We start from the raw sequence: 13,302 nt of genomic DNA, 5'->3' as shown, positions 1-13,302 counted from the left end.
AGGATTGGCATGGACGCTTTAGAAATCACCCAAAAGCTCATCAGCTACCCCACCATTACGCCCAAAGAATGCGGTATTTTTGAATACATTAAATCGCTTTTTCCTCATTTTAAAACTCTAGAGTGTGGAGAAAATGGCGTGAAAAACCTTTTTTTATACCGCATTTTTAACCCCCCCAAAGACCATGCAGAAGAAAAGCATGCAAAAGAGAATACCAAGCCCTTGCATTTTTGCTTTGCAGGGCATATTGATGTCGTGCCTCCTGGAAATCATTGGCAAAGCGATCCTTTTAAACCCGTTATTAAAGAGGGGTTTTTATACGGCCGTGGGGCGCAAGACATGAAAGGAGGCGTGGGGGCGTTTTTGAGCGCGAGTTTAAATTTTAACCCTAAAACCCCTTTTTTGCTTTCTATTTTACTCACAAGCGATGAGGAAGGGCCAGGGATTTTTGGCACTAGGCTTATGTTAGAAAAACTCAAAGAAAAAGATTTGCTGCCTCATATGGCGATTGTGGCTGAACCCACTTGCGAAAAAGTCTTATGCGATAGCATCAAAATTGGCCGAAGAGGCTCCATTAATGGCAAACTCATTTTAAAAGGCGTTCAAGGGCATGTGGCTTACCCGCAAAAATGCCAAAACCCTATTGATACGCTCGCTTCGGTTTTGCCTCTCATTTCAGGAGTTAATTTAGACAATGGCGATGAGTATTTTGACCCTTCAAAATTAGTCATCACCAACTTGCATGCAGGGTTAGGGGCGAATAATATTACCCCAGCAAGCGTAGAAATCATCTTTAATGCACGCCATTCTTTAAAAACCACCAAAGAGAGTTTGAAAGAATATTTAGAAAAAGTTTTAAAAGATTTGCCTCACACTTTAGAATTAGAGTCAAGCAGTTCGCCTTTCATCACGGCTTCTCATTCAAAGCTTACCAGCGTTTTAAAAGAAAATATTTTAAAGACATGCCGCACCACCCCCCTTTTAAACACCAAAGGCGGCACGAGCGATGCGCGATTTTTTAGCGCTCATGGTATAGAAGTGGTGGAATTTGGCGTTATTAATGACAGGATTCATGCCATTGATGAAAGGGTGAGCTTGAAAGAATTAGAGCTTTTAGAAAAAGTGTTTTTAGGGGTTTTAGAGGACTTGAGTGAGAAATAAAATAAATAAACATTAAGTAAGGCTTATCAATATTTGATTACAATTATAAAGGGTTACATTTTTTTAATAGGAGATATACCATGCTAGGAAGCGTTAAAAAAACCCTTTTTGGGGTCTTGTGTTTGGGCACATTGTGTTTGAGATGGTTAATGGCAGAGCCAGACGCTAAAGAGCTTGTGAATTTAGGCATAGAGAGCGCAAAGAAGCAAGATTTCGCTCAAGCTAAAACGCATTTTGAAAAAGCTTGTGAGTTAAAAAATGGCTTTGGATGTGTTTTTTTAGGGGCGTTCTATGAAGAAGGGAAAGGAGTGGGAAAAGACTTGAAAAAAGCCATCCAATTTTACACTAAAGGTTGTGAATTAAATGATGGTTATGGGTGCAACCTGCTAGGAAATTTATACTATAACGGACAAGGCGTGTCTAAAGACGCCAAAAAAGCCTCACAATACTACTCTAAAGCTTGCGACTTAAACCATGCTGAAGGGTGTATGGTATTAGGAAGCTTACACCATTATGGCGTAGGCACGCCTAAGGATTTAAGAAAGGCTCTTGATTTGTATGAAAAAGCTTGCGATTTAAAAGACAGCCCAGGGTGTATTAATGCAGGATACATATATAGTGTAACAAAGAATTTTAAGGAGGCTATCGTTCGTTATTCTAAAGCATGCGAGTTGAACGATGGTAGGGGGTGTTATAATTTAGGGGTTATGCAATACAACGCTCAAGGCACAACAAAGGATGAAAAACAAGCGGTAGAAAACTTTAAAAAAGGTTGCAAATCAGGCGTTAAAGAAGCATGCGACGCTCTCAAGGAATTGAAAATAGAACTTTAGTTTCAATAAAGTTAAGCTAAACGCCATGTTTAGCTGGCTTTTATGTTTTTTAATATCTTAATGAAAGCATAGACCCTACGAACTAATCTTTTAATCATAATAAGGTTTTTATATCGCACCCATTCATTGCCGTTTTTAGATTAATGCTTGAAAGGTTTAAAGCAAGTTTGTTCAAACCCTTAAAAAGGGTTTTACCCCCTACAACGCTTTCAATAGCACGCTATTTAGGCGTTCGTTAAAACTTTTAGCGTCTTTCAAAGCCCCTTTTTCTAAAAGCTTCGCCCCATCATAAAGCAACCAGATAAAAGCGCTCAACTGCTCTTTATCTTCGCATTTTAAGAGTTTTTGCAAAATCGCATGGTTAGGGTTTAATTCTAGCGTTTTCTTGCTTTCAGGCACGCTTTGACCCATTTGACGCATCCAATTAGCCATCATCGCATTTTGTTCATCGCCTATTAAAGCCACCGCTGAAGTGAGATGGCTAGAAAGCTCTACGCCTTTAATCTCATCTTTAAGATTTTCTTCAAACGCTTTCATTAAATCCTTAAACTGATCTTTTACCTCATCATGGATTTCTTCCAAACCAAGCTCTTTCAAACTCTCGCTATGGCTAGCGTCTTTAAAGGGCGTTTTATCGTATTCATTCACGCCTGGCATCACAAACGCATCAATTTCATCGCTCAATAACAAAACATCATAGCCTTTTTGAGCGTATTTTTCCAAAATGGGGGACGCTTTTAATAAGTCTAAATTTTCGCCCAAAAGGTAGTAAATGCTTTTTTGATTTTCTTTTAAATTTTCTTTGTATTCTTTTAAAGAAATCAATTTTTCTTTGTCTTTAGAATAGAGTCTTAACAATTCTAAAAGTTTTTCTTTGTTTTCAAAATCCCCATACAAGCCTTCTTTTAACACTTTCCCAAAAGGCTCATAGAATTTATGGTAATTCTTGCTATCCTTGCTCAAGCGCTCAATCTCGCTTAAAATCTTTTTCACTGAAGCCGAACGGATATTGGCTAAAATCTTGTTTTGCTGTAAGATTTCACGGCTCACGTTCAAGGGTAAATCTTCGCTGTCAATCACGCCTTTAACAAACCTCAAATAAGAGGGCAACAATTCTTTGTCATCATCAGTGATAAACACCCTTTTAACATAAAGTTTGACCCCGCTTTTATAATCCACCCTAAACAAATCAAAGGGCACTTTGCTAGGGATGTAAAAAAGCGTTGTGTATTCTAAAGAGCCTTCCACTTTATTATGGATATAACTCAAAGGCTCGCTGTTATCATGCGCAAACGATTGGTAAAAGTCTTTGTAATCCTTGTCTTTTAACTCGCTCTTATTCATTTTCCATAGAGCGCTCGCTTGATTGATCTGCTCGCACTTTTCTTCTTTAATTTCTTTTTGATTATCCCCTTCGCCCTCAAATTTTGTATCGGTGTAAGTTAAAAAAATAGGGAAAGGGATATGCTCAGAATACTTTTTAACAACGCCATCAATCTCCCAACGGCTCGCAAAATGAGAATCTTCATCTTTTAAAAAGAGGGTAATTTCTGTGCCTTGCTCCTCTTTGACGCACTCGCTGATTTCAAACTTGCCCTTACCATCGCTCACCCATGCATAAGCTTGATTGCTATTTACCTTTTTGGTTTGAACGACAATTTTACTCGCTACCATAAACGCTGAATAAAAGCCCACGCCAAACTGGCCAATCAAGGCGCTATCTTTTTTCTTATCCCCACTCAAAGCGCTTAAAAAGCTCTTCGTTCCTGATTTAGCGATCGTGCCTAGATGCTCGATGAGATCGTTTTTATCCATGCCTATACCATTATCTTTAATCGTTAAGGTTTTTTTCTGGCTATCAAAACTCAAATGAATGCTGGGCGTGGTATTGAGCCCTTTTAATTTCTCATCGGTTAGCATCAAATAATTCAGCTTATCCAAAGCGTCGCTCGCGTTAGAAATCAACTCCCTTAAAAAAATCTCTTTATTAGAATACAAAGAGTGGATCATCAAATCCAAAAGCTGGTTGATTTCAGTTTGAAAGGTGTATTCTTGATTAGACATTGAACTTTTCCTTTAATAAAATTTTTAAGATTATACAATAAAAGCGCGCTTAAAAGGGGTATGCTATGGCGTGAAGCTTTATTTTAAAAAAAGAACATGAAAGAATGTTTAATTCCTTAAAAACGATAACTCATAGAGCTCATCAAATAGCTTCTGTTTTGAATGGTTTGAGCGAAATCAGGGTTGTAACCGCTTGTAAAAAACCCTACCTTATAACCCTTATGCATCGTGATTTGATAGCCATTAACCATTAGCATGAAATAGATATGTTTTTTAAGGTCATATTTAAAAGTAACCCCTAAGCTTTGCGCATCAGCCCTTGGGGAATAGGTCAATTTCCCATACAATTGCACCAAAAGATTCTTAACGCTCTTTCCTATGAAAGCGTTAATGGTTATGGAATTAGCGTTGTAAAAATTGGAATAAGCGTCTTCATAAGGGGTGTCGTCTTTAGTGTCATAAAAAGGATCCACTGGTGAGCCGTTCCAGCCTAATTGAGCGCTCCCGTTCCCAAAATTCTTATACACGCTCCAGCCAAAACGATAAGATCGGAAATTCACTCTTTGAAACACAAACAAACTCGCGCTTTTTTTCCCTATTAACGAAGCTCTGTAATAATCTTTAGACAAATAATCGCTATAAAGAGAAAACCATGCGTAAAAAGTCGTTTGGATGCGCCAAAGAGATTCCCAGTAAGACTTTGTGTCATGGGTGATTTCAAATCCAGGAGCGTTAAAATTCTTAGGGTAAAACCAAATAAAAGGCGCAACCCTAATGTATTTATTTTCGTAAATGAGGTTTAAATTGTGCATGCCGTAGTTGGTTTTTTGCTTGTAATTGACATGAGCGTAAAAATCTCTAATGGATTGCTCATTAGCTAAAGCCCTTCCAAAGGTGCTAAACCACTCTATCCTAAATTTTTTCCACCGGTAAAAAAGCTCAAACCCTTGATTAAACCCGCTCAAAAACAAAGCCTTAGAGGGGTAACGCCCTAGTTTAATCCCAAAAATATCCTTATATTGATAATCTAAATACAGGTTATATAACACATAAGGCCTGGCGTTTTGAGCCTTTTGCTCTCTGGTCCAATTTTGGCTGTGTTGCATCAAATAGCCCTCCCATCGCCCCATGTAATACCAGTTCGCCGGCTGAAACCCTGCCTTAGGGTTGGCTTCATCCATCAAAAACTTCGTGGAATCATACGCTAACGCTCCTATTTCGCCCCCCACCCCAAAACCCAGTTTGTGGTTTTCAATCCCTTTAGGGAGCAAACTCAAATCAACTTGTAAGGCCCCGGTAGTGGTTACATAACTCCCTGTAGGGTAAATCCCTTTTTTGGAATTGATGATTGATTGATTCAAAGCGATGCGCGAAAATGATCCCACTCTCGCGCTGATTTGATACTCAAAAGCGTTGAGGAAAACCCCATGCAAAGCTAAAAACCCTAGCCAAACTTTTTGATTAAGCACCCTTTTATCAAACACCTTTTTATTGAAGTCTGATATTATGCCATAAAACAAACTCTCAAAGCCGCTCGCTCATTATAGTTTTGAAAAAAAAAAAAACGATAAAATCATAAAAAACCCCTTTTTTTAGCGGTTCAATTTAAAGATTTAAGGACTATGCATGCAAGAGATTATCCCTATTGTGGTGGCTTTTGATAACCATTATTGCATCCCTGCTGGCGTGAGCTTATTTTCCATGCTAGCAAACGCCAAACGAGAGAGAGAGAGAGAGTAAAGCTCTTTTATCAAATCCATTGTTTGGTGGAGAATTTAAGCGCTGAAAATATAGCCAAATTAGAAGAAACGATCGCTCCTTTTAGCGCTTTTTCCAGTATAGAGTTTTTGGATATTACCGATAAAGAATTAGAACCACGCCATAATTACCGCAAACTTGATCCTTTAATAGCTGGTGAAATTAAAAAATTGTATTTAAAGCTCAATGCTTTTTCGCAAAAACGCTTTTCTAAAATGATCATGTGCCGTTTCTTTTTTGCCTCCCTTTTCCCCCAATACGAAAAAATTATCATGTTTGATGTGGACACTTTGTTTGTGAATGATATTAGCGAGAGCTTTTTTATCCCCCTTGAAACGCATTATTTTGGGGCTGTGAGGGAAAAAGATTTGATCGCTATGGATAAGAATTCGGCTAAGGATTTATACGAATTGCGCCAAATGCGCGCAAAATCTATCGGCGTCGCTGATGCTTTCCCTGATTTAGAAGAAGCTCAAATCCTTTTTGACAACTACTTTAACGCCGGGTTTTTAGCCTTAAATTTAAAATCATGGCGTAAAGAAAATCTGGAAAACCAATTGATTGGATTTTTCCTTTTGAAAAATGAAAAACTTTTATTTAATGATCAAGACGCTTTGTGTTTTGTGTGCCGTGGGAGGATTTTAGAATTGCCTTATTCCTACAATGCCCACCCTAGTTTCCTTGATACGCCATCATTCCCTAGCATCAAAGAAGCGCGCATGCTGCATTTTTGGGGCGATAAACCCTGGAAGCTCTTAAGCGTCATTGGCGCGAAAAAATGGCATGAAGCGTTGATTCAAACGCCGTTTAAAGACGCCTATTTCAACGCTCCTTTTTTAGATCACCTCTTTGAATCCCTTCAAAACAAGGATGCGGTTCAAGCAAGGGACAAAGAAATCCACGCTCTTAATAAAATCCTGTCTTTTTCAGACAAGCAACATTCTTTTGAATCTCTTCTGCCTAGGCTTTCTTCTAAACTCCTTATAGAATTTTTGCTTTTTAAAGCCAAACAAAAAGTGAAGCGATTGATTAAAAGGGTTTAAAAACCCTTTCAAAATTAATGCGAGCAGGCATGGGTTTGTGTGGGCTGGATGTCCTTGTTATCGGCTAGTTTTTCCTTTTTTACTCTCTCTAAAAAGGCGCTCAAATCTTGCGCCATTTTTTCAAAAATCTTAGCGCTCACGCTATTAGGGTGAGAGATTACAATCGGTTCGCCCTTATCCCCCCCTAAACGCACTTTAGGCTCTAAAGGGAGCTTGGCTAAAATCTGCGTGTGGTAAGCTTCTAGCAACTCACTCATGGAATTTGAGCCAAAAATCTCGCTCTCTTTCTTGCAATGCTCGCACACAAAACTCCCCATATTTTCTACAATGCCTGCAATAGGAATGTGTAATTTCTTAAACATGTCCAAACTCCGTTTAGCGTCATCTAAACTCACTATTTGGGGCGTCGTAACAGTAATTCCTGCGCTCAAAGGCACAGCTTGGGCTAGCGTGAGTTGCGCATCGCCTGTCCCTGGGGGCATATCCACCACTAGCACATCTAAATCCCCCCAAATAATATCGCTTAGCATCTGCTCAATCGCTCGCATAAGCATTGGCCCTCTCCAAATGAGACTCTGCCCCTCATCATACAAAAGCCCCATGCTCATCACAGAAACGCCAAAAGCTTTTAAAGGAATGAGTTTTTTACCGCTAGGATCCATGATCACATCAGCGTTTTGTAAGCCCATCATTCTAGGGATATTAGGGCCATACACATCAGCGTCTAGTAACCCCACTTTTTGGTTTAAATTCGCTAAAGCGATGCTTAAATTCACGCTGGTGGTGCTTTTACCCACACCGCCCTTACCTGAGCTTATCATCACTACATGCTTGATGTTTTTAGCCAAATTTTTAGTAGTGGGCTTTGGAGCTTGCGGCTTTGGCGGGGTTTTAATATCCAAATTCAAAGCTTTCACGCCTATTTTCTGCACCGCTTCAGAGATATTTTCCCTTAAAATCGCGCTCGTTTCTTCAGAGCTTGAGGGGATTTCTATTAAAAGCCCTAATTGATTGTCATGCAAAGCGATGCTTTTAACAAAACCAAAGCTGACAATATCCTTTTCAAAATTAGGGTAAATGATCGTTTTTAACGCGTTTAAGACATCTTCTTGGGTGAGCATTTTAATCCTTAAAATGATAGTATTTGAATTTTCTTTATAGCATGTTTTGTTTAATTTTGCATTATAAATTAAATTTGAGTTTTCAAAAAGGATATGGCATGAAATTTTATAAGCGTGTTTTGAAATTGCACCATTTTAGGAATTTGGGTAGAAACTCGCCTATGGAGTTGCTTTTAAATTCAAGTTTTGAAAAACATGGAGGATTGGTGGTTTTAGTGGGGGAAAATAATGTCGGCAAGAGCAATGTTTTAGAAGCTTTGAAAATCTTTAATGATGCGGATGTCAAACTTTGTAGTGAGAAAGATTATTTCAAAGCCCATGAGTCTGAAGACGCCGTTTTGAACTTGGAAGAAGAAACAATCCTTGATCATAAAACCATAGGTTTTTCTTGCGTGGATTTGAAGATCCAAACTAAAGGAGTTAGCGAAGAATTAAAAGAATTATCAAAAATATTAATCAGCTATCCTTTTGAAAAACATGTAGAAGCTTTAGGGGAACAATGCAGTAACTTCGTTTCTATTCCCACTAACAATAACGACTATTCAAAGATTTGCACTCTTGTGAGTAATTTTATAAATCTTATAACTTCTTACAATTCATTAGAATCATTTTTAGATTTTTATAAAGAAAAATTAGAATTGAGCGAGTTTGTAACTGAATATGCCAACGCAACCAACAATCTGTTTTTCAAAGAATTAATCAAATATGTAAGCGGTAATAGCGAAGGGATTAAAAATTTTTGTCAGTGCATCAAAGAAATCATAAAGCGCAATACGCCTGATAAAAAATACAACACAGATGAATTTTTTATCATGGGGAAACACAAACAAAACCAATTAGAAAAAATTTATTCTTGTTTTAAAAAACTTAGTGAAAAAGAAATCAAACCAAAAGATGAGGAATATATCTCAAAAAGGATAGAAGCTTTAGATGAAATTTTTAAAGACTCTAATACAAAATTCACACCAAAAATTGAAGTTTTACAAAATAAACAATCTCAAGAAATACCATCAGAGTTGATTAAGGATACTATTAAAGAAATAGATGAAAAATACCCTATCAATGAAAAATTTAAACAGCAATTTAGAACATTCCGGTTAAATATAGGCAACCTTAAAAAGAAAATTAAAAATTCTTTAAAATACCTTGAAAAAACAAGAGAGGATTTTGAGCGAAAAAAAGAGTCGCTGATCCGAGAAATTGAAAATGACTGCAAAAATCAAAAAACGCTAGAGTTTGATTATGATGTCTTGCTGGATAATATCCAACAAATATGCAAAAAATATATAGTAAGTCATGTTGTTAATGATGCGTCTAAAGATATGAAATACATGATATGTCAGTTTTATTTGAAACAGATAGATTTACTATCAAATTCAGAAATTGTGCGACACAAATACAGTATTTTTTATGAATCAGCAAGAAAATCTCTGTGGGAGAGTATAAAAATTTTAGACAATGAGAGTGGCACTCCTTTATTCCCTAAAAATATTGGTGAAATCAAGGATAAATTTGAAGCAAACAAGGAAAAAGTCAAACAAAGCAAAAACTATTCTGAGTTCGCAGAGCATTGCCGAGAGTGTAACCCTTATACAGCGTTTCAAAACTTAAGAAATAAAGTTCAATTCCCTTTAAGCGGTGGTTTATCTTATAAGTCTTACAAACTCGTGCCAACCATGAAAGAATACAAAGAGCCAAAAATCACAGATAACGACTTTAAGGCTGTATTATTTACTTGCATTGATTATTCTTCCCCTTCTGAATTTGACCAATCAGATTGGTTCTTTAGAAATTCATTGTTTAGGAAAATGGGCTTTCACCCTAATGCAATTTGGAATTTTTTTGGGAGCATTTTAAAAGATGGTCAAGCGTTACAAATAATAATGTTTGATAAAAATAATGATTTAGTAATCTATGATTCTGAAAAATCGTTCAATATCCCTGAAAAATACTTGCAAGAAATAGACCAAGAATTACTAAAAGAGATCAGACAATCAAAACATCTTTTTCCAATTGAAGTAAAACGCAAATACAATAATAATGTATGTCAATTTGAATTTTTTAAAAAAGGCACAAGCCATCTTTTATTTAAGGTAAATTTTACAGAAATATTAGAAAATCTTGCAGAAATTTTAGAATACAACATGCAATTAAAAATAGATTCTTTAATTACAAAAGAATTTAATAAGCTTTTAGCGATCGCTGAAGATAGCCCCAAAGATAGTTACCAATTAAAAATTCATGTCCGACACAACAACAAATTTTATGATTATTCAAAGAAATCTACGGCATATGAAATAAAACTTGAAATTCATGACTGCAGAAAATCCCACGATCACAATGAGCCAATCATCTTAAGCCAGCAAAGCACTGGCTTCCAATGGGCGTTTAATTTCATGTTTGGTTTTCTCTATAATTGGGGATCACATTTTAGCCTTAACAAGAATATTATCTATGTCATGGACGAGCCAGCCACTCATTTGAGCGTGCCAGCCAGAAAGGAATTCAGGAGATTTTTAAAAGAATACGCTCATAAAAATCATGTTACTTTTGTTGTAGCCACCCATGACCCCTTTTTGGTGGATACGGATCATTTAGATGAAATAAGGATTGTAGAAAAAGAAACAGAAGGCTCTGTGATTAAGAATAGTTTTAACTACCCCCTAAATAATGCGAGCAAAGACTCTGACGCCCTGTATCAAATCAAGCGTTCTTTAGGGGTGGGTCAGCATGTTTTTCACAACCCCCAAAAACACCGAATCATCTTTATAGAAGGCATCACCGATTATTGCTATTTGAGCGCTTTTAAATTGTATTTCAATGAGCGAGAATTCAAAGAAAACCCCATTCCTTTCACTTTCTTACCCATTTCAGGGCTTAAAAACAATCCAAACGAGATGGAAGAAACCATTCAAAAGCTCTGCGAGTTAGACAATCACCCTATTGTTTTGACAGATGATGACAGAAAATGCGATTTTGACCAAAACGCAACGAGCGAACGATTTAAAAAAGCTAATGAAGATTTTTGTAATCCCATCACCATCTTACAACTCTCAGACTGCGATAGGCATTTCAAACAAATTGAAGATTGTTTCAGCGCAAACGATAGAGAAAAATACGCCAAAAACAAGCGCAAGGAATTGGCCATGGCGTTCAAAACAAGGCTTTTGTATAGCAGGAAAGACGATGTAGTGAGCGAAGAAACAAAAAAGAATTTTCTAAAATTGTTTGAGTGGATAAAAAAAGAGTGCAATAACCCAACGATTAAAAAAGAATATATCAAATTTGATTATAATACCCCACAAATGTTATAAAGTGAAAGGATTTTGATGTTTAAAAAGATGTGTTTGAGCTTGCTAATGATAAGCGGTGTTTGTGTGGGGGCAAAGGATTTGGATTTCAAGCTGGATTATCGCGCGACTGGGGGGAAACTCATGGGGAAGATGACGGATTCTAGTCTTTTAAGCATCACTTCCATGAACGATGAGCCGGTGGTGATTAAAAATCTTATTGTCAATAGGGGAAATTCATGCGAAGCGACTAAAAAAGTGGAACCCAAATTGGGCGATAAGTTTAAAAAAGAAAAACTCTTTGATCATGAGTTAAAATACTCGCAACAGATATTTTACCGCCTGAATTGCAAGCCTAACCAATTGTTAGAAGTTAAAATCATCACGGACAAGGGCGAGTATTACCACAAGTTTTCTCAATAAAACCGCCCCTTCCTCAAACAAGAGGCTTTCTAGCTAGATCACTTCGTGAGAGCATCTCTTTCTAAAGAAAGGAGCTTCCTAACTAAAGCATTCCATTGAATGCTAACACGAAAGGCTTTGTTCTTTAAAGTCTGCATGGATATTTCCTACCCTAAAAAGACTAGTGGTATTTTAACCTCTTTTAGCCTAACGGCTATGCGCTTACATCTTGTGCCCTAAAGGACAGAGTTTTTCGCACTAGTGGGATAAAATTTAAAAAAAGAGTTTTGCCACAAAGCGACCAAAACCTCTCATGGAGTCTTTTGTTGGGACTGCTCTAAAGCCATTTGAGCATGCTTGCAATCCTTTTTAAAAGATTTCGTGATGTAATTGATTTTAAGCGTCGAATCAAAGGCTTTGTGGCATTTTTTAAGCTTGTGATCGCGCTCTTGCGGATCTTGCAAGTAATATTTCACTGAATGCACAAAACTGAAATGAAACCCCATAGGAGGGATACGGCTATCTGGCGTGCCTTCGCAATGATCGCTGCAATAAGTGCTTTGCGACTTTAAGCCCCCCAACACCACTAAAAATAAAAAAACCATCTTTTTCATCAATACTCCTTCAATCCTTTTTATCCGCCAAAATACACCAACGCTGAACCCCAAGTCAATCCCCCACCAAAAGCGTCTAAAAGCATTAAATCGCCCTTTTTCAAACGCCCCTCTTCATAAGCTTCACCCATAGCCATAGGGATACTGGCTGCTGAAGTGTTGCCGTATTTATGCACGGTTAAAACCACTTGCTCATCTTTAAAATCCAAATGCTCTCGCACCGCTTGGATGATCCTAAAATTAGCTTGATGCGGGATAAACAAACGCACATCTTCAGGTTTGAGAGCGTTTTTTTCTAAGATCATTTCCACATCTTTTAAAAGCGTTTTCACCGCTAGCTTAAACACTTCATTGCCTTTCATGCACAAGAAAGGCTCTGAAGCTTCTTCTTTAGCGTTAAAAGGCGTGGGTTTTAAAGTCCTTGGCGTATAAAGATAATTAGAAAAATTCCCATTCGCTGAAATCTGCACATCTAAAATGCTTTCTTTTAAACGCTTGGTTCTGCCTATCACGCACGCCCCAGCCCCATCGCCAAATAAAATACAAGTCCCCCTATCCTTAAAATCTAACACGCTGCTCGTTTTTTCCGCCCCCACAATCAGCACATTTTCGCACATCCCGCTCTCAACATAAGCCTTAGCCACCGATAATAAATAGATAAAACCAGTGCAAGCGGCTGAAATATCAAACGCCGGCTTGTTTTCAATGCCTAATTTCGCGCTCAACACGCAAGCGGTTGAAGGCATGGCTAAAAAATCAGGGCTTAAAGTCGCCACAACCACCAAATCAATGTCTTTTGGGGTTAAATGCGCTCTCTCTATGGCTTGTTTAGCCGCTATTACCCCTAAATCGCTGCTTTTTTCTTCATCGTTAGCGAAACGGCGTTCTTTGATACCGGTCCTTTTTTCTATCCACTCATCGCTGGTATCCAAAAATTGCTGGAACTCTGCATTTTTCACACGCTCGCTTGGAACATGCATCGCAATGGATTTAAGAGAGGCGTAAAATTCCATTCA

Annotated in this window: 10 protein-coding genes and 1 pseudogene; 6 read left to right on the top strand and 5 right to left on the bottom strand. The window is 37.6% G+C overall.

Going from position 1 to position 13,302, the window contains the following annotated elements:
• Nucleotides 1-9 precede the first annotated feature (9 nt).
• The gene (gene dapE, locus DQL14_RS02270) at nucleotides 10-1,161 is read left to right on the top strand and encodes a succinyl-diaminopimelate desuccinylase (RefSeq protein WP_108169696.1); all 1,152 of its coding nucleotides are present in this window, start codon (nucleotides 10-12) and stop codon (nucleotides 1,159-1,161) included.
• 80 nt (nucleotides 1,162-1,241) lie between these two features.
• Nucleotides 1,242-1,994, top strand: coding sequence for a Sel1-like repeat protein HcpA (gene hcpA / locus DQL14_RS02265; protein WP_108169695.1), 753 nt, complete (start codon nucleotides 1,242-1,244; stop codon nucleotides 1,992-1,994).
• 198 nt (nucleotides 1,995-2,192) lie between these two features.
• Here hcpA and htpG read toward each other — a convergent pair whose 3' ends face one another.
• Both htpG and hofA read right to left on the bottom strand, forming a co-directional pair.
• The gene (gene htpG, locus DQL14_RS02260; protein WP_108169694.1) at nucleotides 2,193-4,058 is read right to left on the bottom strand and encodes a molecular chaperone HtpG; all 1,866 of its coding nucleotides are present in this window, start codon (nucleotides 4,056-4,058) and stop codon (nucleotides 2,193-2,195) included.
• 116 nt (nucleotides 4,059-4,174) lie between these two features.
• Entirely contained in the window at nucleotides 4,175-5,527 is a 1,353-nt protein-coding gene (hofA, locus tag DQL14_RS02255) for an outer membrane beta-barrel protein HofA (RefSeq protein ID WP_108169970.1), read from the bottom strand.
• 157 nt (nucleotides 5,528-5,684) lie between these two features.
• Between hofA and DQL14_RS08595 the strand changes: the two genes are divergently transcribed.
• Together DQL14_RS08595 and DQL14_RS02250 are read left to right on the top strand one after the other, a co-directional pair.
• The gene (locus tag DQL14_RS08595) at nucleotides 5,685-5,798 is read left to right on the top strand and encodes a glycosyltransferase family 8 protein (protein WP_079368756.1); all 114 of its coding nucleotides are present in this window, start codon (nucleotides 5,685-5,687) and stop codon (nucleotides 5,796-5,798) included.
• Between the two features lie 26 nt (nucleotides 5,799-5,824).
• On the top strand, nucleotides 5,825-6,859 hold the full coding sequence (locus DQL14_RS02250) for a glycosyltransferase family 8 protein (protein ID WP_231952885.1): 1,035 nt from the start codon (nucleotides 5,825-5,827) through the stop codon (nucleotides 6,857-6,859).
• Between the two features lie 14 nt (nucleotides 6,860-6,873).
• On the opposite strand, the pseudogene DQL14_RS02245 reads toward DQL14_RS02250, so the two are convergent.
• Nucleotides 6,874-8,114 (bottom strand): annotated as a pseudogene (locus tag DQL14_RS02245) (Mrp/NBP35 family ATP-binding protein).
• Here DQL14_RS02245 and DQL14_RS02240 point away from each other — a divergent pair.
• Together DQL14_RS02240 and DQL14_RS02235 are read left to right on the top strand one after the other, a co-directional pair.
• Nucleotides 8,079-11,294, top strand: a complete 3,216-nt coding sequence (locus DQL14_RS02240; protein WP_108169969.1) for an AAA family ATPase — start codon at nucleotides 8,079-8,081, stop codon at nucleotides 11,292-11,294. The pseudogene DQL14_RS02245 and the gene DQL14_RS02240 overlap by 36 nt on opposite strands.
• 15 nt (nucleotides 11,295-11,309) lie before the next feature.
• A complete protein-coding gene (locus DQL14_RS02235) occupies nucleotides 11,310-11,693 on the top strand; it encodes a hypothetical protein (protein WP_000473916.1) in 384 nt (127 codons plus the stop codon).
• 290 nt (nucleotides 11,694-11,983) lie between these two features.
• Here the strand turns inward: DQL14_RS02235 and DQL14_RS02230 are convergent, their stop codons facing one another.
• Together DQL14_RS02230 and fabH are read right to left on the bottom strand one after the other, a co-directional pair.
• Nucleotides 11,984-12,286, bottom strand: a complete 303-nt coding sequence (locus DQL14_RS02230) for a hypothetical protein (RefSeq protein WP_108169691.1) — start codon at nucleotides 12,284-12,286, stop codon at nucleotides 11,984-11,986.
• A gap of 20 nt (nucleotides 12,287-12,306) precedes the next feature.
• Entirely contained in the window at nucleotides 12,307-13,299 is a 993-nt protein-coding gene (fabH, locus tag DQL14_RS02225) for a ketoacyl-ACP synthase III (RefSeq protein WP_108169690.1), read from the bottom strand.
• Nucleotides 13,300-13,302: the final 3 nt, after the last annotated feature.

Source organism: Helicobacter pylori NCTC 11637 = CCUG 17874 = ATCC 43504 = JCM 12093 (genome assembly GCF_900478295.1).
Lineage (GTDB): Bacteria > Campylobacterota > Campylobacteria > Campylobacterales > Helicobacteraceae > Helicobacter > Helicobacter pylori.
This window is presented reverse-complemented; position numbering and strand designations above follow the sequence as displayed.

Coding starts and splice junctions, on each gene's coding strand:
- dapE (WP_108169696.1), top strand. CDS start 10: ATGGACGCTTTAGAAATCACCCAAAAGCTCATCAGCTACCCCACCATT.
- hcpA (WP_108169695.1), top strand. CDS start 1,242: ATGCTAGGAAGCGTTAAAAAAACCCTTTTTGGGGTCTTGTGTTTGGGC.
- htpG (WP_108169694.1), bottom strand. CDS start 4,058: ATGTCTAATCAAGAATACACCTTTCAAACTGAAATCAACCAGCTTTTG.
- DQL14_RS08595 (WP_079368756.1), top strand. CDS start 5,685: ATGCAAGAGATTATCCCTATTGTGGTGGCTTTTGATAACCATTATTGC.
- DQL14_RS02240 (WP_108169969.1), top strand. CDS start 8,079: ATGAAATTTTATAAGCGTGTTTTGAAATTGCACCATTTTAGGAATTTG.
- DQL14_RS02235 (WP_000473916.1), top strand. CDS start 11,310: ATGTTTAAAAAGATGTGTTTGAGCTTGCTAATGATAAGCGGTGTTTGT.
- DQL14_RS02230 (WP_108169691.1), bottom strand. CDS start 12,286: ATGAAAAAGATGGTTTTTTTATTTTTAGTGGTGTTGGGGGGCTTAAAG.
- fabH (WP_108169690.1), bottom strand. CDS start 13,299: ATGGAATTTTACGCCTCTCTTAAATCCATTGCGATGCATGTTCCAAGC.